This is a genomic window from Kitasatospora sp. RG8 (assembly GCF_017813315.1).
GTDB lineage: Bacteria > Actinomycetota > Actinomycetes > Streptomycetales > Streptomycetaceae > Kitasatospora.
In genome coordinates this window covers 36,779-56,421 of the sequence record NZ_JAGIYX010000021.1, presented here as the reverse complement: position 1 = coordinate 56,421, position 19,643 = coordinate 36,779, and the positions used below count along the sequence as shown (strand labels likewise).

Below are 19,643 nucleotides of genomic sequence, written 5' to 3'. Positions count from 1 at the left end.
TTGTGACATTGCATGGCCAACACCCGCCCCACGGGGGGTTTTCGTGGACGTAGTGTTCCGGCTATGTCACGGAAGAGCCGCCGCATCGCCCCCCCGGATCAGGGCGACACCTGGATCCCGCGTCCCCGGCGCCGCGAGACGCCGCTCGGCCTGCTGGGCCATGCGGTGAAGTTCCTCGGCTACAGCACGCTGGCCGGCGTCCTGCTGGCGGGGGTGGCCCTGCCGGCGGCGGGCGCGCTCGGACTGTCCGCCAAGAGCACGGCGGACAGCTTCGACAGCATTCCCGACGACTTCAAGACCCCGCCGCTGAGCCAGGCCTCCCAGATCTTCGACGCCCAGGGCGTGCTGATCGCCAAGGTCTACGAGCGCGACCGCACGGTCATACCCGCCGACCAGATGTCTCCCCTGATACGCCAGGCCCAGGTGGACATCGAGGACGCGCGCTTCTACGAGCACGGCGCGGTCGACCTCAAGGGTGTGCTCCGGGCCGTCACCAAGAACGCCGAGAGCGGCACGGCCGTCCAGGGCGCCTCGACGCTGACCCAGCAGTACGTGAAGAACGTCAACGTCGAGAAGGCCGGCGACGACCAGGCCGCCGTCCGCGAGGCGCAGCGCAAGACGATCGGCCGCAAGATCCAGGAACTCAAGTACGCCATCAAGCTCGAAGAGGAGCTGACGAAGGACCAGATCCTCTCCAACTATCTGAACATCACCTTCTACGGTCACCAGGCCTACGGCATCCAGGCCGCCGCCCAGCGGTACTTCAGCAAGGACGCCAAGGACCTGACCCTCCCCGAGGCGGCCACGCTCGCCGGCCTGGTGCAGAACCCGTCCCAGTACGACCCCAAGACGCACCCGGTCGCCGCCCAGAAGCGGCGCGACACCGTCATCGACAAGATGGTGGAGAACAAGCACCTCACGGCGGCCCAGGCCAAGGAGGCGAAGGCGGCCCCGCTCGGCCTGCGCTACAAGGAGCCGCAGAACGGCTGCATCACCGCCAACGCGGGCATGGGCTTCTTCTGCGACTACGTGCGCCACGTGGTCAAGCAGGATCCGGTGTTCGGCAAGACCGCCGCCGAGCGGAAGAAGCTGTGGGACCAGGGCGGTCTCAACATCTACACCACGCTGGACCCGCAGAAGCAGGCCGCCGCGCAGGCCGCGGTGACCAAGAAGGTGTTCGTCTCCGACCCGGTCTCGGCGGCGATGACGATGGTCGAGCCGGGCACCGGCAAGATCCTGGCGATGGCCCAGACCCGCCCGTACGGCCTGGACCCGGCAAAGAACGAGACCGTCGTCAACTACAACGTGGACGCGGGGATGGGCGGCGGCAACGGCTTCCAGCCGGGCTCCAACTTCAAGCCGATCGTGGCCGCCGCCGCGCTGGAGGCCGGGCTCCCGCCCACCCAGCAGTACCCGTCGCCGAACCGGATGGACTGGCCCACGATGTCCACCTGCTCGGGCAACTGGAAGAACCTGCAGAAGGGCCGTAAGGAGGGCTCCGTCCCCAACGAGTCGGCCAGTGAGGTCGGCCCGTACCAGCTGAAGCAGGCGATGGCGCTCTCGGTCAACACCTACTTCGTGCAGATGGAGCAGGAGATCGGCCTCTGTCCGGTCAAGCAGATGGCCAACAAGCTGGGCATCGCGACCAAGGCCAGCGGCGACCCGCTCCAGGAGCTGCCCGCACTCGGCCTCGGCACCCAGGAGGTCAGCCCGCTGGTCATGGCGAACGTGTACGCCACCTTCGCCGCCCGGGGCACCTACTGCACGCCGGTCGCGATCAACAAGATCACCACCGTGGACGGCCGGGACGTGCCCGTCACCCCGGTCAAGTGCGGCCAGGCGATCTCCGAGAACACCGCCGACGTCATCAACACCGTGCTGCTCGGGGTGACCGAGAAGGGCACCGCCCGCGACCTGGGGCTGGACGACGGCCGCCAGATCGCCGGCAAGACCGGTACCGCCGACGAGAAGAAGGCCGCCTGGTTCAGTGGCTACACCCCGTCGCTGGCGGCGTCGGTCTGGCTCGGCGGACCGGCCAAGGGCGTGCCGATGAAGGACATCCGGATCGGCGGCAAGTACTTCGAGGAGATCTTCGGCGCCACCGGCCCCGGACCGATCTGGGAGATGGCGATGAACCAGGCGGTCAAGGGGATGCCGGAGGAGACCTTCCAGACCGTCTACATCCCGGACCCGCCGCCCAAGAAGGACCCGAGCGCGAGCCCGGGCGGCTCCGGTCCGAGCGGCACCGTCGATCCGGGCGGCAGCCGGCCCGAGACGGCGCCGGGCCGGACCGGCGGCGGCCGGACGCCCGCACCCGGACGCCCGCGCAGCGCCCCGCCGACCGACCACACCGACGACAACTGACGCGCACCCGCCGACGACCGTGCCCCGGACCACCCGCTCTCGCGGTCCGGGGCACGGTCGTCAGGCACGCTCAGCGGCTGTTCAGTTGACGCCCTTGGCGGCCCAGAAGTCCTGCCGGGCCAGGATCGTGGTGTCGGTCTGGTCGGTGAAGAAGCCGTCCACGCCCTGCTCGTAGAGGTACCTGGCCCAGCCGATGGCGTCGCCGTACGCGTTGGGGTCGGTGCCGCGGCGGTAGTCCAGCGGCAGGAAGCCGTTCTCGTTGCGCACGGTGTACGGGTGCAGCAGCAGCTTGGCCGCGTGCGCGTCGCGCACCAGCGTGGTCGGCGGCAGGAGCTTGCCGCTCGCGTCGACCGGCGCGATCAGCTGCGTGGTCGGGCCGATGCCGTGCGCGAACGAGGCTATCCAGCGCAGCCCCTCCGGCGTCACCAGGTCGGCCACGGTCCGCTTGTCGCCGGAGAGCACGAAGTCGTACGGCTGGCTGGTCGGGCCGCTGAGCAGCTGGATCCGCGGATTGTCGACCAGCTTCGCCAGCCGCTGGAGGCTGCTCGGCTCGAAGGACTGCAGGATCGCCCGCCCGCGCTTGCCCGCCAGGCCGGTGCGGCGCAACTCGTCCGCGAGGCGCTCCTCCAGCGGCAGGCCGATCGAGCGGAAGTAGCTCGGGTGCTTGGTCTCCGGGTAGAGCCAGACGTCGCGGCCCAGCTCGCGCCCGCGCTTGCGCGCGAAGTCGGCCAGCTCGCGGAAGGTGAGGATCTGCCAGCGGCCGTCGTACAGCGTGTTGCGCTGGCGCTGCTGCGGGAGGCGCTCCTTGGCCCGCAGCGTCTTCAGCTCGGCGAGCGTGAAGTCCTCGGTGAACCAGCCGGTGAGCGGTGCACCGTCGATGGTCTTGGTGGTCTTGCGCCCCGCGAACTCGGGGTGGTCGGCGACGTCGGTGGTCTCGGCGATGTTGTTCTCGTGCCGGATCACCAGGTGGCCGTCCTTGGTGGGCACCAGGTCCGGCTCGATGACGTCCGCGCCCAGCTCCAGCGCCAGCTCGTAGGAGCCCAGGGTCTCCTCCGGACGGTAGCCGGGGGCGCCGCGGTGGCCGATGACCAGCGGGTGCGGCAGCCGGTCCAGACCGGTTCCGGTGCGCACCGGCGCGCGGGTCCCGGCCGGCGCGGCGACGGCCGCCCGCTCGTCGGAGGCCTCAGGCTGGTCCTCGCCGGGCGCGGCGAACGCCTCGCCGGCGCCGGCGGCCAGCGCGGCCGCGCCCAGGCCGGCGACGCCGGTCGCGCGCAGGAACCGGCGGCGGGAGGAGTCGGCGCCCTGCACGGGTGCTGCCGGGGTGCTGCCGTCGAGCGGACGGTACGTCATGAGTGCTCCTTGCCCGCGCTGATGGCGCGGCGGTGGTGGCCGGGATGGTGGCGGCCGCGGTGCTGCCGGTCGCGGCGGTGCTCGTCGCCCGCAGACTAGGAGCAGTGACCCGCGGCCGGGTGGCCGACGGGCGAACTGCGGATAAATTCGCGTCGTTCCTCCGCGCGGCCGCGGGGTTCCACGGCCGGGCGCCGCCGGGTTCGTGCGCGTGCGTGCGTGCATGCATGCGGGTGCGTTGCGGCGGCCGTCGGAGCTCCGGTGCCCGTACGGCTGCCCGGCGCCCGGCGCCCCGCGCGCACGGTCGGCCCGCGCGGAGCGGCTGCCGGCCCAGGTCGCGGGCCCAGGTCGCCCGCGTGGGTCGCCCGTGTGGGAACGCCGCCGGGTTCCGCGGCCCCGTGACCGGCGCTCCCTATGCTGTGGGCCATGCGCAACGGGGGAGCAGGGCAGGGGGGTTCGCGGGTGGCGATCGCGGGGCTGGTGGTGGTCGTCGGTGCGACGATCGCGGCCGTCGTGGTGGGCAGCACGGGGCAGAAGCCGGCCAGCCCGGTCGGGCGGTGGACGAGCGGTTCGGCGGTGCTGGTCCTGGAGGAGGGCGGGCGGCTGGGCGCCTCGTTCCTGCCGGCCACGCTCTGCGGCGGGGAGACGCCCGTGCCGGGCTCCGTGCCGGGTTCCGGGGCGGGCGTGCGGCCGGCCGAGGGGACGTGGCAGGAGTACCGCAGGAACTCCCACTACGGCGTCGAGGTGTCGGTCGAGGGCCGCGCGCAGCCGTGCGTGCTGGACCTGAGCGCCTTCACGGCCCAGGGGACTCCGAGGCTGAAGTCGTCCGGGGCGGACGGGCTCCTGTTCAGCCGGGGCTGACCTCGCCCGGGGCCCCTCCGTCCCGCCGTTGCCGGGGTGCCCGCGGCCTCCCCCGGGCCGGGCCGTCGGCCGCCCCGGGGTGGGCCCGGTCCGCGGCGCCCCGACGTGCGCCCGGTAGACGGCGTCCCGGGGTGGGCCCGGTCCGAAGCCTCCCGAGGCGCGTCTGGTCAGAAGCCTCCCGAGGCGCACCCGGCCCGCGGCCGGTCAGAGCCCGGCCAGCAGCTTCCGGCCCTCCGGCCAGTCCCCGAGGCCGGACGCGGAGTTGAGGTGCCCGTGCGGGCCGGTCTCGACGTACTGCGCGCCCCACGCCTCGGCGAAGCCCCGGCCGCGCTCCGGGGTGACCCAGGGGTCGTCCGGGCTGTTGACCACCACGGCCGGGAACGGGAACGGCTCCCGGGCCACCGGCCGGAACCCGAACAGCTCGGGGACGTCGGCGTTGTCGATGTCGGCGGGCGCGACCAGCAGCGCGCCCCGCACGACGGCGGTCCGCTCGGCCGGAACCGAGGCCACCCAGCGGGCCACCGTGGCGCAGCCGAGGCTGTGCGCGACCAGGACCACCGGACCGTCGGCCGCCGCCGCGGCGACCGCGGCGTCGACGGCGGCCACCCAGGCCTTCGGCTCCGGGTGGTCCCAGTCCTCTTGCTGGACGCGCCGGAACGCAGCCGGGTCGGCCTCCTCCCAGCGGGTCTGCCAGTGCTCGGGGCCCGAGCTCTCGTAGCCGGGCAGGACGAGGTAGGTGACGCGGTCCGCCATGGGTGCGGACTCCCTTCGGATGGGCGGTGACCTGGGCACCTGGAGTTTAGGGCCCGGCCCGGCAAGGGGGCGCGCGTGGTCGTGCGACAGCGCACGCGCCCGGGCCCGGCGCGCGCGGGCGCTCGTGCGCTGCGGCGCGCCCGGTGCGCCCTGTTGCGTCGGCGCCGCCGGGTGCGGGAGGTTGTTCCCCGGCCCGCACCGGTCGCCACCGAGGCGGGCCCGCACCATGTCTGACGGTCGATCATATGGAGGGATGTCGGCGATGGCATCGAAGATCCTGCTCGTCACCGGTGACGCCGCGGAGTCGCTGGAGGTGTTCTACCCCTACCAGCGACTGCGCGAGGAGGGCTACCAGGTCGACATCGCGGCACCGGCCAAGAAGCGCCTCCAGTTCGTGGTCCACGACTTCGTGGACGGCTTCGACACCTACACCGAGAAGCCCGGCTACACCTGGCCCGCCGACCTCGCCCTCGCGGACGTCGACCCGGCCGAGTACGTCGCGCTGGTGATCCCCGGCGGCCGCGCGCCGGAGTACCTGCGGAACAACCCGGACATGCAGCGGATCGTCCGGCACTTCTTCGAGGCCGACAAGCCGGTCGCGCAGATCTGCCACGGCCCGCTCGTCAGCGCCGCCGCCGGGGTGCTCTCCGGCCGGCGCAGCGCCGCCTACCCGGCACTGGCGCCGGACGTGGCCGCCGCCGGCGCGGAGTTCGTGGACGGCGAGGCGGTCGTCGACGGCGTGGTCGTCTCGGCCCGCGCCTGGCCCGACCACCCGGCGTGGCTCCGGGCGTTCGTCGAGGTGCTGCGGGTGAAGGCCCCGCTCTCCTGAGTCGACCCGGCGTGACCGGATATGACCTGGCCCGGCGTGCCCCGGCCTGGCGTGACCGGATATGACCTGGCCCGGCGTGCCCCGGCCTGGCGTGACCGGATATGACCTGGCCCGGCGTGCCCCGGCCTGGCGTGACCGGATATGACCTGGCCCGACGTGCCCCGGCCAGCCCGACCGGGCCTGCCTGATCCGGCCGGCCCCCGTTTTGCAGGTGAGCCTTCCGTGCCCCGCTCCCCGGCCTGCGGGAGCGGGGCACGGCGTTCGCGGCACCCCGGGGGTTCTCGGGGGTTCTCAGGGTCGCGTTCGACCTGAGGGGGAGGGAACCGACGGAAAATGATGAGACCTGGGTCTGAGGCGTTCCGGACCTGGGGCCGACGACTGCTTTGCGTCCGACTGCCAGAGTGTCAGCTGTCAGGAGCAGGGCGGTAGTTGTGGGGAGGCCGCCCGTTTCGAACACGGAAGGGGTGGCGGCATGTCCGGATCGGCACACGAGCAGGCGGGACGCACGGTAGGGGAGCGCGCGGGTGGGACCGCGCGCGAGTCCGCGGGTGGGAGCGTGCGGGTGCGGCGACGGCGCGGGCCGGCGCTGCGCACCGCGGCGGCCGTCCTCGCGGGCGTGGGCCTGGTGGGCGCTCTCGCCCCGGTGGCCGCCGCCCACGGCGCACCGCCGTCCTCCTACGGGTTGACGGTGGCGAGCGGCGCGGGCGGCGACGTCACCGGCGAGGCGGTCAGCGGCGGAGCGGGCGCGCCGGCCGGCGGAGCGGATGCCGTGGCCGACGCCGGCCGGGACGTCGACCGAGGAGCCGGCCGGGGCGGCGTCGACCCGGCAGCCCTGGACGCCGCCGTGCGCGGCCTGGTGAGCCCCGGTGGCGCCTCCGCCACGCTCGGGCGGGTCAGCGAGCGGGGCCGCACCGTCTGGAAGGGCGCGGCCGGTACCGCCGACCTCGCCACCAGCGCCCGGGCCTCGGCCGACGGCCGGTTCCGGATCGGCAGCGTCACCAAGACCTTCGTCGCGACGGTGCTGCTCCAGCTCGTCGCCGAGCACCGGCTCGGCCTCGACGACCCGGTCGAGCGCCACCTGCCCGGCCTGGTGCCCAACGGCGGGCAGATCACCGTGCGTCAGCTGCTCAATCACACCAGCGGTCTCGCCAACTACACCGACGACCCGGCCTTCTCGTTCGAGGAGGACACCGGCACCCTGCAGCAGTGGCTCAGCACCGGCCGCTGGCGCTCCTACCGGCCGCAGGAACTGATCGCCATCGCCGCCAAGTACCCGCCGTACTTCGCCCCCGGGCAGGGGTGGCACTACTCGAACACCAACTACATCGTCGCCGGGCTGCTGGTGGAGCGGCTCACCGGCCGCACCTGGGGGGAGGAGGTGGAGCGCCGGATCATCCGCCCCCTCGGCCTGACCGGCACCTCGATGCCGGTCGACTCGCCCTTCATCCCCGGCCCGCACGCGCACGGCTACTACAAGCTCGCCACCGGCCCGGCGGACGCCACCCTGCTCAACCCGAGCATGGGCGGCGCCGCGGGCGCCGGGATCTCGACCACCGCCGACCTCACCAGGTTCGTCTCCGCCCTGCTCGGCGGGCGGCTGCTCGGCCCGGCCGAGCTCGCCGAGATGAAGCGGACCACCCCCCAGAGCGGGCCCGCCGAGTACGGCCTGGGCCTCCAGCGGACGACGACCCCCTGCGGCGAGTTCTGGGGCCACGGCGGCGGCATCCCCGGCTACAACACCCTGCTGTACGGCACCGCCGACGGGGGCCGGCAGTTCGCGGCCTCGGTCAACCCCTACGACATGTCCGACCTGCCCGCGACCAACGCCGCGTTCGAGACCCTGGTCGCGACAGGCACCTGCGGCGGCCGCCCGCCGGCCGCCGCAGGGCCGCTCGCGCCGCCCGCCACGGCCGCCATACCGTCGGCCGCCGGCCCGGCCCCGCTCCTGCTCGGCTGAGGGGTGGTCGCGCCGAGCGCCCGGGTGCGATCATGACCGGCACGTGATGGCCGGACGTCAACAGGAGGAAGAAAGGTATGGACGAGACATGGCAGAGCCGCTGATCGCCGCAGTCGGGGGCCGGGTGCCGTCCGTCGACCCGACGGCCTTCGTCGCGCCCAACGCGGTCGTGGTGGGCGACGTGACGGTCGCCGCCGGGGCGAGCGTCTGGTACGGCGCGGTGATCCGGGGCGACGCCGAGTCGATCACGGTCGGCGCGGGGAGCAACATCCAGGACAACTGCACCCTCCACGCCGACCTGGGCTTCCCGTTGGTGATCGGCGAGCGGATCTCGGTCGGGCACAACGCCGTCCTGCACGGCTGCACGGTCGAGGACGACGTTCTGGTGGGGATGAACTCGACGGTGCTCAACGGCGCCCGGATCGGTGCCGGTTCGTTGGTGGCGGCGGGTGCGGTGGTACCGCAGGGCATGCAGGTGCCGCCCGGATCGCTGGTGGCCGGCGTCCCGGCGAAGGTCCGGCGCGAGTTGACGGAGGAGGAGCGGGCCGGGATCAAGATCAACGGCGAGGGCTACCGTCTGCTGGCCGACGGGCACCGGGAGATCGCCCCGGTTGCCCCGGTTGCCCTGGCCGGACCGGTCGGGCAGACCGGGCAGGCCGACCTCCCGGCCGAGTAGCGGTGACGGAGGCACAGTGAGCCGGCACGCCGCCGCCCTCCCCGATCGTCATCGGCGGGGCGGCGGCGCGGTGGGCGGGGGATCAGGCGGGCGCACCCGCCCCTGTGTGGTCCGCCCGCCCGGCCGGCTCCGGCAGAGGGGCGGTACCCGGCCCGGCCACCCCTGTCACCCCAGCCACCCCTGTCACCCCAGCCACCCCTGCCACCCCAGCCGCTCCTGCCACCCCGGTCGGCTCGTGCCCCGCGCCTCCCGGGTCTCCCGCAGCACCAGGGCGCCGACGGTCGGCGGCCCACGCGACCAGCGCGATGGCCGCCCCGGACGCGGCCAGCCCGGAGCCGACCAGCGTGGGCGAGGTCCAGCCGAGCCCGGCGTCCAGGGCGAGCCCGCCGAAGTAGGCGCCCTGGGCGTTGGCCAGGTTGAACGCCCCCTGCACGGTCGCGGAGGCCAGCGTCGGCGCGCTGCGTGCCTTCTGCAGCACCAGGGTCTGCACGGCCGGGACGATCGCGAAGCCGAACAGCCCGATCAGCACCACCGTGACGGCGGCCGACCACGCGGCGTGGGCGGTCACCGCGAAGAGCGCCAGGGTGGCGGCGGAGAGGAGGAAGGCGGCGCAGACGGTCGGCCGCAGCGCACGGTCGGCGGCGAACCCGCCCAGCACGTTGCCGATCGTCATCCCCACACCGAACAGCGCCAGCACCAGCGTCACCGAGCCTGTCGCGTACCCGGAGACCTCGGTGAGCAGCGGGGTGATGTAGCTGTAGCAGGCGAAGAACCCGCCGCAGCCGAACACCACCGTGGCCAGTGCCAGCCAGAGCTGACCGCTGCGGAAGGCGCTCAGCTCGTGCCGGAGCCCGGACTGCGCGGGGGAGGGGAGCTCCGGCACCAGCCGGGCGATGGCGACCGTGCCGGCCGCCGCGATCGCGACCACCACCAGCATGGTGGCCCGCCAGCCGAGGTGCTGGCCGAGCAGGGTGGCGGCGGGCACCCCGACGATGTTGGCGACGGTCAGGCCCGAGAACATCACGGCGACGGCCCGGGCCCGCCGGTGCGGCGCGACGAGCTCGGCGGCCGCCACGGCCCCGGCGCCGAAGAACGCCCCGTGCGGAAGGCCGGTGATCAGCCGCGCCACGGCCAGCGACCAGAAGTCGGGCGCGACCGCGCACAACAGGTTGCCGGCCGCGAACAGTCCGGCCAGCGCGACCAGCACCGCCTTGCGGGGCCGGCCGGCGGCGAGCGCGGTGAGCAGCGGGGCGCCGATCACCACGCCGATGGCGTAGGCGGAGATCAGCCACCCCGCCTGCGGGATGGAGACGTGGAGGTTGTCGGCCACCTGGGGGAGCAGCCCCATGGCGGCGAATTCGGTGGTGCCGATGGCGAACGCGGTGACGGCCAGGGCGACCAGCGCGAGTGGCAAGGCGGAACTCCGGGGTGACGCCCGCACGAGGGCAGGGCTGAGCGGTCGTCGGCACGGTCGTCGGGCCGACGGGACGAGGGGATGACGGGAGGACGAAATGACGCGGGAGCGTGGCGGGAGACGCGAGGGACGTCGGAGGGTGGGGCCGAAGCAGGAGGGCGAGAGCGCGGGAGGATGCGAGGGCGGGAGAGGACGCGGGAGCAAGGGCGAAAGGGATTAGTTCGTCCGAAATCCTAATCCGATCGGATGACGCTCCCGCGTTGTCCCCATGTCGCAACGGTGACGGGCGGGGGTCGCCAGCCACGCCCCCGCGCGCGAGACTGGGGGCATGTGCCGCAGTATCAAGACGTTGAGACCACCCGTGACGCCCGACGCCTCCGAGGAGGACTTCCGGGCGGCCGCGCTGCAGTACGTGCGGAAGGTGTCCGGGTTCCGGGCACCGGCGGCGCACAACCGGGAGGCCTTCGACCGGGCCGTTGACGCCGTCACCGAGGCGACCGCCAGGCTGCTGGAGGAGCTGGAGGTCCGTGGCGCGTCCGCCCGGACCGCGCAGGCCTCCGCCTGACCGGACGGCGACAGGAAGCGGTCGGCCGCGACACGGCCGGTCCTCACCAGTAGGAACAGGAGGTCGGCGATGAGTCCGGCGGACCGTTACGCACTCACCTTCCCGGGCACGCCCGGTACCCAGGCCCCGCAGGACGTCGTCGTCGTGACGCGGACCAGCACGACCGGTCCCGGCGGGCATCCCGTCTACGAGGACGCCAGCGGTATCGTGCGGGCGGAGATCAGTGACGCGGGCGAGGTCCGGATGCTCGCCAGCGGCGGCCACCAGTCGCCGCACTTCCCGGTGCACGCCCAACCGCTCCCGTGACCGGTGCCCCACTCCGGTCCGCACCTTCGGTGGTTCGCTCCCGTGGCGCACCGCCGTCCGGCAGAATCGCCGCATGACCACAGCGCGCTGGCAGGGCACGGTCATCGCCGAGAGCGATGACACCACCGTCGTCGAGGGCAACCACTACTTCCCGGCCGAGTCGGTCCGCACCGAGTACCTGCGGCCCTCCGACACCACCACGGTCTGCGGCTGGAAGGGCACCGCCGAGTACTACACCCTCCACGTCGACGGCGAGGTCAATGCCGACGCGGCCTGGTACTACGCCGACCCCGAGCCCGAGGCGGCGCACGTCCGCGGCCGGATCGCCTTCTGGCGCGGGGTGGAGGTCACCGGGTAGCGCGTACCGTGGCGCCCGACCGGGTAACGGCAGGGCATGGCAATATTCAGAAGGCCGAGGCGCTCCGGAGAGCCGGACCCCGCCCCGGGACACATTGCCGACGAGCTGGCCGAGCTGGTCGAGGAGATGGAGAAGCCCGACCCGGGACCGGCCGAGGGCGGCGCGGACTGGCGGGTCGCCGAGTACGGGGCCGAGCGCGGACGCCGCCGGGCCGCGGAGCTGATCGCCTCGGTCGCCAGACGGCTCGGCACCGGCAGCCGGTCCGCCGCGAAGGGCGCCGCGCGCGGCGGCCGGACCCTGGCCGACCAGCTGATCCAGGCGGCTCCGCGCATCCCGATCCGGAACCTCGCCACCCTCCGGTCCCAGCACCCGACGGCGGCCGATCCCGACGCGCTGGCCAAGCTGCTGATCCTCGGTGCAGCCCGCGCGTCCGCCGCGCTCGGCGCCGGAGTCGGGGCGGCGGCGATGCTGCCGGTTCCGCCCGCGATGCCGGTGGAGATCGCCGCCGAGACGCTCGCCGTGGCGGCCGTAGAGATCAAACTGATCGCCGAACTGCACGAGGTCTACGGCGTCCCCGCCCAGGGCACCGCCACCCACCGGGCGTCGGCCTACCTCGGCGCCTGGGCGGGCCGGCGGGGAATCAACGCGACGACGCTGGTGAAGCCGGCCGGGTTCGCCGCGATGGCGCTCGGGGGCGAGGTCCGCCAGCAGGTCCGCAAACGGCTCACCCGCAGCACGTTGCGCCGCCTGCCGACGATGATCCCGCTGTTGGTCGGCGCGGGCCTCGGCGCCACCATCAATCGCCGCGACACCCGCAAGGTGGGCCGGGCGGTCCACAAGGACCTGCGCTCCCGCCGCCCCGCCGACGGCGCCTACTGGTCCGCCGCGGCCCCGGCCGTGCAGGGGGAAACGGCCCCCTGAAGGAGGACCCGCACCAGCCGGGTGCCGACGGGAGGGTCAGGCCGGCCGGCTCACCGGGGAGGACCCGGGGAGAGTCAGGCCGGCCCGGGGCAGCCGGAAGGGCCCCGGGCCTCGGGCCCGGGGGAGTGGTCCGCGGGAGGTCCCTGGGCAGCCCACGCCCCCCGGCGCGGGTCCGGTGTCGCACGGACTGAGCGTCGCGCGGGCCGACCGCTGCACCGGCCGACCGCCGCACGGGCACACCGCCGCATGGGCCGACCGCTGACGGGGACGGGCGCCGCACGGGCACGCCGCCGCACGGGCCGACCGCTGCAGGGGACGGCCGGGACGGCTGCCGCATCGACCGGCCGCCGCCCTGGCCGGCCGCTGCGCAGGCCCGGGTCAGACGCCGGGTGCCTGCGGGGCGGCGGCTCCGCGGCCGGCCTTGACGGCGTTCACCATGGCCTGGTGGATCGCCCGCGCGGTGATCTCGTCCGCCGCCGGCACGGGGCTGCCGGACACGGTGTACCAGTCCAGTGCGCCGGTGTACTGCACGGTCAGCCGGGCCTCGCCGTCCACCCACGTGGTGTGTACGGTGAGGTCCCCCGAGATCGGGCCGACCTCCGCGGTGGTGACACCGCCGGGGCCACTGATGATCGACTGGGTGGTCCAGGTGGCCCATGACATCCGGGGATCCCCCGGAGGCCCGGTCGGCCGACCGCCCTGCGCCGCTGCTGCGCCCTGCTGCTGCTCGCTCATGCGCCAATCCTCCCCCGCCGGTCCGCCGCCGATGCGGCAGCGACACCAGCGGTCGCGGAGGCCGCCCGTGCGCCGGGCGGCCTCGTGGAATTCGTTCGTCGCGGACGGTCAGCCGCGCGCCTCGGGTTCGTCCCGGGGCTCGCCCTCCGCCTGCGAGGTGTCCTGCGCGTGCAGGTTCTGCATCGAGGTGATGCCCTCCTCGGGGTCGGCGGCGCGGACGTCCTCCTCGCGGTCGACGCTCACCTCGGACCGTGCGCTCATGTCGGTCATCGTGGGCTCCGTCTCCTCGGCCGGACCCGGGCACGTCCGAGTGCACCGTGGACGGGTGGCGCCGGGCGGACGCCGGACCGGGGTCTCTGTCTCGCCCTTCCAGCCTGCCCCCGAGCCCGCCCCGAGGCCAACCGGGGCCCGGGAACATTGCCACCGCGGGTAGCGCGGCCCGTCCGCCGTCCGCCACGTGCCCCGCGCCGTCCGGTGACCACACGGGCCGAGAGCCGCTGTCCGCCGACCGCTGTCCGCCGACCGCTGTCCGCCGACCGCTGTCCGCCGTCCGCTGTCCGCCGTCCGCTGTCCGCCGTCCGCCGTCCGCCGTCCGCCGGCCGTGGGGCCCGCCCCGGCTCACCAGGTGACCGGAAGCTCCAACAGCCCGTGGATGAGCGAATCGGTGCGGAAGGCCGGCTGGTCGTCCGGTGCCGCGAGCCGCAGCCCGGGCAGTCGGCGGAAGAGCGTGGCGAGCGCGATCTGGAGCTCGGCCCGGGCCAGCGGCTGGCCGAGGCACTGGTGGACGCCGAAGCCGAAGGCCAGATGGCGCCGGGCGTCCCGGTCCACGTCCAGCTCGTCGACGGGTCGGTTGCCCGGGGTGCCGAACAGCTCCTCGTCCTGGTTGGCGGTGGAGAGCATCGCGATCACCCCCTCGCCGGCCCGGATCAGGGTGCCGCCCAGCTCCACGTCCTCCAGGGCGAGCCTGGGCAGGCCGGTGTGGACGATCGTGAGGTGGCGCAGGAGTTCCTCGACGGCCCCGGGGAGCGCGGCCGGGTCGGCCAGCCGGGCGGCCTGCCCGGGATCGCGGAGCAGCAGGAGGGTGGAGAGCCCGATCATGTTGGCGGTGGTCTCGTGCCCGGCGAACAGCAGCAGCATGCCGGTGGAGGCGATCTCCCGGAGCGAGAGGTCGTCGCGGGCGGCCAGCCGGCTGAGGATGTCGTCATCGGGCTGCCGCCGCTTCCGCGCGGCGAGGCCGCCGAGGTAGTCCAGCATCTCGTCCTGGGCCCGCGCGGCCTCCTCCTGGGCGGTCGTGGTGCTGATCAGTGCCCGGCTGAGGTCCTGGAACAGCTGCCGGTCCTCGTAGGGGACACCGAGCAGCAGGCAGATCACCAGCGAGGGCACCGGCAGGGCGAACCGGGCGACCAGGTCGGCGGGCCCGCCGGTCCCGGTCATGTCGTCGATGGCCTCGTCGACGATCTGCTGGATACCGGGCCGCATCGCCTCCACCCGCTTGACCAGGAAGTCCCCGGTGACCATGCGGCGCAGCCGGGAGTGTTCGGGGTCGTCGAGGCGCAGGAAGCTCGGGTTGGCGGCGGCGATCTCGCGCCGCCCGGGGACGAGGCTGGGGAACTCGGGCCGGCGGGCGTCCGCGCTGAAGCGGTGGTCGGAGAGCACCGTGCGGACCTCGCGGTAGCCGGTCACCAGCCAGCACGAGGAGCCGTCCAGCAGCTCGGCACGGCTGACGGAGCCGGCCCGGGCCGCCGCGGTGTAGACGGGCGGCGGGCTGAAGGGGCAGCGGCTGTCGTGAGGTGCGGGGAGCAGCATGGCGGGGGCGGTGGGTGTGCTCGTCAAGGTGGGATCTCCTTGCGTGGGGGGGGTGACAGCCGGCAGCTGGTGACGGCCGGAACCGGGCGGATGACGGAGCGCGTGAGCGCGCGGCTGCTACGCGCCGCCGTCGTCCTCGGTGACGGTGATCGCGCCGCCGGGGCAGAGCGCGGAGGCGAGTCGCACGTCGGCGTACTGCGCCGGCGGCAGGACGGTCAGGCGGAGTCTCACCAGGCCGTCGTGGTCGCCCTGTTCGAAGACCTCCGGCACGGTCAGGACGCACTGGCCGGAGCTACAGCAGCGGGACGGGTCGACGCTCACCTGCATGTACGGACACCTCTCCGTGGTGTGGCACCGGTTCACCCGGGCCGGCCGCCCCCCGCTGATGTCAACCTAACCGTCGTTCTGTCGCACACGAAGAGTGGTTCGCCGCTTTCGGGCAAAATGGCCGATTCCACTCTGATGGTCAAAGTCCAAGGAGTGAAAGATGTTTGAGGCTTCGTCAGAACACCTGTGCGGGTCGGCGGCTGGGGCGGGGGAGTGCCTCCGCAGTGGCGGCGGGACACCGCCGCCGGCCCGGTCCTCCTTTGCCGAGATGCTCACCCGCCCGGAAGGCGAACGTCTCGCCGGGTGGATCGCCGAGACTGTGAGCTCGGGTGCGCCCGGGTACGGAAGTCCTCCGGGACGACGCTCCGTTACCGTCGTAGCCGTCCGTCCCGACAAGTCCGTCCCGGCAAGTCCGTCCCGACAGGCTCGGTTTGGGGAGCCCGTCCTGGCGCGCCCGTCCCGGGGAGCCCGTCCTGACAGGCCTGGTCCCGAGAGATCCGTCGGTGTCGGTGGGACTTCGTTCGGTGGCCCGATGACTGGAGAGACGATCGGACAGCGGGCCCACGAAGCGGCGACGGCAGATGCGGCTCTGGCGGTGGTGGAGCTCGATGGGGCACGTCAGTGGCTGGCCGCCGCCGGGCCCGAGTTGGTGCGCCCGCTCGCGGCGGAGGTCTGGGTGTTCGATGAATCGTTGTCCCGGGTCTTGCTGGTGCAGCACCGGTGGCGGGGGCTGGTCCCGCCCGGTGGGCAGGTGGAACCCGGCGAGACTCCCCGCGAGGCTGCAGGGCGCGAGCTGTTCGAGGAGACCGGAATCCGGGCGGAGCTGTTCCGGGAGCCGGCTCTGGCAACCGTCCGTTCCTATCAGTCGGGTGCTCCCGTCACGTTCGGGCTGTCGTATGCCGTGGTCGTCGATGCGGATGTGCCGCTCGTCGCGGAGACGGGGCAGCCGGCGAGGTGGGTGGGCCTGGAGGAGGAGTGGGACGGCTGGTTTGCCGCGGACCGGGCTCGAATGCGCCAACATGCGGCACGGTTCGCAGCGCAGTCCGACCGGCTCCGGGGAGCGTGACCGGGCCGCCTGGCCTTGATCCCTTCGGCCGGCGACCGAAGTCTCATCCGCGCGCGCCGAGGTACGCCTCCAGCTCGGCGGCCCCGCTCAGCATCGCCCGACCGCGGGTGGAGAGCCGGGTGTGCCAGTCGAGCAGTGCGGCCTCCAGCGGCTCCAGCCCGCCGGCCGCCCGCACCTGGGTGATCAGTGGGGCGATCTGCTCCAGAAGGTAACCGCCCCGCCTGAGTTGGTGGGCCAGCCGGGCATCCCGGACGTCGGCCTCGTCGTAGACGCGGTACCCGGTCCGCGGGTCGCGGCCCGGGCGCACCAGCCCGGCGTGCTCCCACTTGCGCAGCGTCGCGGGCCGGATGCCGAGCTTCCCTGCCAGCGGTCCGATGAACGTGCTGCTGGACCCGGACCCGGACCCGGACCCGGACCCGGACCCGGACCCGGACCCGGACCCGGACCCGGACCCGGACCCCGCCTCCGGCCGGGACCTCGCGGCCGACCCCCGTCCCGCCGCCGGCCCGGACCGTGCACCGGGTCCGGACCCGGACGCCGTGTAGGGCTCCAGGTCGCGGAGGGCGCTCTCCACGGCCTGGAGGGTCCGCCGGTCGTCGAGGAGCTGGGCGTGGCTCTCGTCGATGAGGCGGAACGCCTCCTCGGCCGAGTCCTGGTTCACCGCCCGCATGATCGCCGTCGCCGTCTGGTGGCCGTGACCGGGCACCAGGGCGAGAAACGCGCGCAGGGCCCGTGCGTGCAGCGAGGTGTAGGTGCGGTAGCCGTGGGGTGTGCGGTCGGCGGCCGGAAGGATGCCGGCCTCCTCGTAGTTCCTGACCGCCTGCGTGGACAGACCGTGCCCGCGTGCCAGATCAACCGGCCTGAGCCGATCACCGCTTTGAAGGTTTTTCCCCATGAGGCCGACGGTATCGCGGAAAAGTTTCCACCGAAGGTTCAACGATAGCGTTGAAGGCATGGCTACTGACATCAAGGACACCGTCCGTGCCGTCGAGGCAGCCGCCGTCATGGGGCTGTTCCCGGCCAGGCCCCGGCTGCTCGCGCTGGGCGAGCCCACCCACGGCGAGGACTCGCTGCTCGACCTGCGCAACGAGCTCTTCCGGCAACTCGTGGAGCAGGAGGGCTACCGGACGATCGCGATCGAGAGCGACTGCATGACGGGCCTGCTCGTCGACGACTACGTCACCTCGGGCACGGGCTCGCTCGACGCGGTGATGGAGCACGGATTCAGTCACGGCTGGGGTGCCTCCGCGGCCAACCGCGAGCTCGTGCGCTGGATGCGCGCCCACAACGCCCGCGCCGACCACGACGGCCGGCCGGCGTCGGAGCGGCTCCGCTTCGCCGGCTTCGACGGCCCGCTGGAGATCACCGGCGCGGCGAGCCCCCGGCAGGCCCTCACCGCGCTCCACGGCTACCTCTCGCGCGAGGTCGACGCCGACCTGCTCCCCTGCACCGCGGAGACGGTCGACCGCCTCCTCGGCGCCGACGACCGGTGGACCGACCCGGCCGCGATGACCGACCCGGCCCAGTCCGTGGGGCGGTCGGCCGAGGCCGGGCAACTGCGACTGCTCGCCGACGACTTGGTCGCCCTGCTCGACGCGCAGACGCCGCACCTGCTCGCGGCGACCTCGCCCGACGACTTGGACAGGGCTCGTCTGTACGGACGCACCGCGACCGGCCTGCTCCGCTACCACCACTGGATGGCCGACACGTCGCCGGCCCGCATGACCCGGCTGTGCGCGCTGCGGGACTTGATGATGTCCCAGAACCTCCTGGCCCTCGCCGCCCGGGGCCCGGCGCTCGTCCACGCCCAGAACGCCCATCTCCAGCGGGAGAAGAGCTCGGTGCAGATGTGGCAGGGGCGGGTGGAGTGGTGGAGCGCCGGTGCGCTGGTGAACGCCCGGCTCGGCGGGGAGTACGGCTTCGTGGCCACGGCCCTCGGGACGATCCGGCACCAGGGGGTGGACACGCCGCCGCCGGACACCGTCGAAGGACACCTGTACGCGCTCCCGGAGGACCGCTGCGTCGTCGACGCCCCGCGGCTGGCCGCAGCCCTCGGCGACAGGCAGCTCGCGCCCCGCGTGTCCGGCTGGTTCGGCTACGCCCCGTTCGACCCGGCCCACCTGGCCAATAGCGACGGGATGGTGTTCGTGAAGGACGTCCTGCCGGGTTGACGCCGACACCGGCCGTCCGGCCCCCGGGGCGCCTCGGACACGTGAGAGGCGCCCCGGGGGTCAACGGCGGATGCGTCCGCCTGCGACGGCCCTGGTGAGGGGCGCCTACTTGCTCTGCAGCTTCCCCAGCGGGTCGGGGCTTTCCTCCAGTGCGGTGGCCGCCGCCTTCCATCCGGTGTCCTCGGGATGGAGGGCGCTGCGCAGGAAGGCCGTGGTGAGTCGCTGGACCAGGCCGACGCGGGCGGGGTTCTCATCCGTCGTCTCGGCGGCCTCGTACCCGGGGATTCCTCCGAGCGAGTGCTCGGCCCCGAACAGCGTGAGCAGGCTCTTGTTTCCCGGGCTGTAGGTGTAGGGGTCGGTGAACCAGTCCGGTCCGCGCGTGGACAGGTGCGACTGGTCGTTGTCCCCGGCGACGATGAGAGCCGGTGCGGCCATGGTGTCGAAGGACGGCTTCATGAAGGGGAAGTGCTCGGCGGCGAACGGGGTCAGATCGTCGCCGAGGCCGGTCAGGGCGAGCAGCACGCCCGCCTTGACGCGGGGGTCGGACAGGTCCTCGCCGGGTACGGCGTCGGAGTCGAGGACACGGGCACCCAGCAGCGTGCTCGCCGACTGGGCTCCCCAGGAGTGGCCTGCCACGGCGATGCGTTCGCGGTCGAGGCGCCCGGCGAGGCCCGGCACGGAGGCTTCCAGGACGTCGAGTCCGTCCAGCACGCGCTTGAGGTCCTCGATGCGGAAGCGCCAGATCCGCGGTGTCCGGGGATCCTCGGCGGGGAGGCCGAGCGTCCTGGAGTCGAGGTGGGTGGGCTGCAGGACCACGAAGCCGTGGGCGGCCCAGAAGTCCGCCAGCGGGGCGTAGCCGTTCATCGACGAGCCGAAGCCGTGGGAGAAGACGATGACGGGCAGATCGCCGCCGGTCGCGGGGGCGGAGATGCGGACCTGGAGGTCCTCGCCCCGGTCCGGGGCGGACAGGACGACCGGTTTCGCGGACACCACCAGGGTGGGCGCGCCCGCGGTCTTCTGAGCGTTCGTGGTGTTCGAGTCGGACATGGAAGTGCCTTCCGTTCGGTTCTTCGCAGTCGTGGTGCGGTGCGGCCGGCGGTCGGTGGAGCGCAAGCCGGGAAGGGCAGGGCAGCCAAGGGACGGGGCAGGACGGGGCAGGACGGGACAGGGCAGGACGGGACAGGGCA

General features: G+C 73.6%; 20 protein-coding genes. 11 read left to right on the top strand and 9 right to left on the bottom strand.

What is annotated here, in order from left to right:
- The first annotated feature begins 63 nt into the window (after positions 1 to 63).
- Entirely contained in the window at positions 64 to 2,364 is a 2,301-nt protein-coding gene (locus J5Y04_RS27140) for a transglycosylase domain-containing protein (RefSeq protein ID WP_209415027.1), read from the top strand.
- A gap of 81 nt (positions 2,365 to 2,445) precedes the next feature.
- Here J5Y04_RS27140 and J5Y04_RS27135 read toward each other — a convergent pair whose 3' ends face one another.
- Positions 2,446 to 3,714 (bottom strand): glycerophosphodiester phosphodiesterase, encoded by a 1,269-nt coding sequence (locus J5Y04_RS27135; protein ID WP_209415026.1) that lies wholly within the window; start codon positions 3,712 to 3,714, stop codon positions 2,446 to 2,448.
- 423 nt (positions 3,715 to 4,137) lie between these two features.
- On the opposite strand from J5Y04_RS27135, the gene J5Y04_RS27130 reads away from it, so the two are divergent.
- The gene (locus J5Y04_RS27130) at positions 4,138 to 4,572 is read left to right on the top strand and encodes a hypothetical protein (protein WP_209415025.1); all 435 of its coding nucleotides are present in this window, start codon (positions 4,138 to 4,140) and stop codon (positions 4,570 to 4,572) included.
- A gap of 204 nt (positions 4,573 to 4,776) precedes the next feature.
- Here J5Y04_RS27130 and J5Y04_RS27125 read toward each other — a convergent pair whose 3' ends face one another.
- Positions 4,777 to 5,325 (bottom strand): alpha/beta hydrolase, encoded by a 549-nt coding sequence (locus J5Y04_RS27125; RefSeq protein WP_209415024.1) that lies wholly within the window; start codon positions 5,323 to 5,325, stop codon positions 4,777 to 4,779.
- Between the two features lie 262 nt (positions 5,326 to 5,587).
- On the opposite strand from J5Y04_RS27125, the gene J5Y04_RS27120 reads away from it, so the two are divergent.
- The 3 genes from J5Y04_RS27120 to J5Y04_RS27110 all read left to right on the top strand — a co-directional run bounded on the left by J5Y04_RS27120 (position 5,588) and on the right by J5Y04_RS27110 (position 8,787).
- The gene (locus J5Y04_RS27120) at positions 5,588 to 6,154 is read left to right on the top strand and encodes a DJ-1/PfpI family protein (protein ID WP_209415023.1); all 567 of its coding nucleotides are present in this window, start codon (positions 5,588 to 5,590) and stop codon (positions 6,152 to 6,154) included.
- A 472-nt stretch (positions 6,155 to 6,626) separates the two neighbouring features.
- Positions 6,627 to 8,111 carry a serine hydrolase gene (locus J5Y04_RS27115; protein ID WP_209415022.1) on the top strand — a complete coding sequence of 495 codons (1,485 nt, stop codon included), beginning with the start codon at positions 6,627 to 6,629 and terminating at the stop codon, positions 8,109 to 8,111.
- An 88-nt stretch (positions 8,112 to 8,199) separates the two neighbouring features.
- A complete protein-coding gene (locus tag J5Y04_RS27110; RefSeq protein WP_209415021.1) occupies positions 8,200 to 8,787 on the top strand; it encodes a gamma carbonic anhydrase family protein in 588 nt (195 codons plus the stop codon).
- A gap of 82 nt (positions 8,788 to 8,869) precedes the next feature.
- Here the strand turns inward: J5Y04_RS27110 and J5Y04_RS27105 are convergent, their stop codons facing one another.
- On the bottom strand, positions 8,870 to 10,201 hold the full coding sequence (locus J5Y04_RS27105) for an MFS transporter (protein WP_209415020.1): 1,332 nt from the start codon (positions 10,199 to 10,201) through the stop codon (positions 8,870 to 8,872).
- Between the two features lie 328 nt (positions 10,202 to 10,529).
- On the opposite strand from J5Y04_RS27105, the gene J5Y04_RS27100 reads away from it, so the two are divergent.
- From J5Y04_RS27100 to J5Y04_RS27085, 4 genes are all read left to right on the top strand, one after another.
- Positions 10,530 to 10,766: a DUF2277 domain-containing protein gene (locus J5Y04_RS27100; RefSeq protein WP_209415019.1), complete on the top strand. Its 237-nt coding sequence runs from the start codon at positions 10,530 to 10,532 to the stop codon at positions 10,764 to 10,766.
- A gap of 69 nt (positions 10,767 to 10,835) precedes the next feature.
- Complete coding sequence (locus J5Y04_RS27095; RefSeq protein WP_148646957.1) at positions 10,836 to 11,072, top strand: DUF6296 family protein; 237 nt, start codon at positions 10,836 to 10,838, stop codon at positions 11,070 to 11,072.
- 73 nt (positions 11,073 to 11,145) lie between these two features.
- Positions 11,146 to 11,430 carry a DUF427 domain-containing protein gene (locus tag J5Y04_RS27090; RefSeq protein WP_209415018.1) on the top strand — a complete coding sequence of 95 codons (285 nt, stop codon included), beginning with the start codon at positions 11,146 to 11,148 and terminating at the stop codon, positions 11,428 to 11,430.
- Between the two features lie 36 nt (positions 11,431 to 11,466).
- Entirely contained in the window at positions 11,467 to 12,351 is an 885-nt protein-coding gene (locus J5Y04_RS27085; RefSeq protein ID WP_209415017.1) for a hypothetical protein, read from the top strand.
- Between the two features lie 378 nt (positions 12,352 to 12,729).
- Here J5Y04_RS27085 and J5Y04_RS27080 read toward each other — a convergent pair whose 3' ends face one another.
- The 4 genes from J5Y04_RS27080 to J5Y04_RS27065 all read right to left on the bottom strand — a co-directional run bounded on the left by J5Y04_RS27080 (position 12,730) and on the right by J5Y04_RS27065 (position 15,219).
- On the bottom strand, positions 12,730 to 13,014 hold the full coding sequence (locus J5Y04_RS27080) for a hypothetical protein (protein WP_148647228.1): 285 nt from the start codon (positions 13,012 to 13,014) through the stop codon (positions 12,730 to 12,732).
- A 180-nt stretch (positions 13,015 to 13,194) separates the two neighbouring features.
- The gene (locus J5Y04_RS27075; RefSeq protein ID WP_209415016.1) at positions 13,195 to 13,347 is read right to left on the bottom strand and encodes a hypothetical protein; all 153 of its coding nucleotides are present in this window, start codon (positions 13,345 to 13,347) and stop codon (positions 13,195 to 13,197) included.
- Positions 13,348 to 13,704: 357 nt separating this feature from the next.
- Positions 13,705 to 14,919 carry a cytochrome P450 gene (locus J5Y04_RS27070; RefSeq protein WP_374106112.1) on the bottom strand — a complete coding sequence of 405 codons (1,215 nt, stop codon included), beginning with the start codon at positions 14,917 to 14,919 and terminating at the stop codon, positions 13,705 to 13,707.
- A 90-nt stretch (positions 14,920 to 15,009) separates the two neighbouring features.
- Entirely contained in the window at positions 15,010 to 15,219 is a 210-nt protein-coding gene (locus J5Y04_RS27065) for a ferredoxin (RefSeq protein ID WP_209415015.1), read from the bottom strand.
- A 532-nt stretch (positions 15,220 to 15,751) separates the two neighbouring features.
- On the opposite strand from J5Y04_RS27065, the gene J5Y04_RS27060 reads away from it, so the two are divergent.
- Complete coding sequence (locus tag J5Y04_RS27060; protein WP_209415014.1) at positions 15,752 to 16,285, top strand: NUDIX domain-containing protein; 534 nt, start codon at positions 15,752 to 15,754, stop codon at positions 16,283 to 16,285.
- A 43-nt stretch (positions 16,286 to 16,328) separates the two neighbouring features.
- Here the strand turns inward: J5Y04_RS27060 and J5Y04_RS27055 are convergent, their stop codons facing one another.
- Complete coding sequence (locus tag J5Y04_RS27055) at positions 16,329 to 17,180, bottom strand: TioE family transcriptional regulator (protein ID WP_209415013.1); 852 nt, start codon at positions 17,178 to 17,180, stop codon at positions 16,329 to 16,331.
- A 58-nt stretch (positions 17,181 to 17,238) separates the two neighbouring features.
- Here J5Y04_RS27055 and J5Y04_RS27050 point away from each other — a divergent pair, with 58 nt between their 5' ends.
- The gene (locus tag J5Y04_RS27050) at positions 17,239 to 18,456 is read left to right on the top strand and encodes an erythromycin esterase family protein (protein ID WP_209415012.1); all 1,218 of its coding nucleotides are present in this window, start codon (positions 17,239 to 17,241) and stop codon (positions 18,454 to 18,456) included.
- Between the two features lie 105 nt (positions 18,457 to 18,561).
- On the opposite strand, the gene J5Y04_RS27045 is transcribed toward J5Y04_RS27050, so the two are convergent.
- Entirely contained in the window at positions 18,562 to 19,503 is a 942-nt protein-coding gene (locus J5Y04_RS27045; protein WP_209415011.1) for an alpha/beta fold hydrolase, read from the bottom strand.
- Positions 19,504 to 19,643 lie beyond the last annotated feature (140 nt).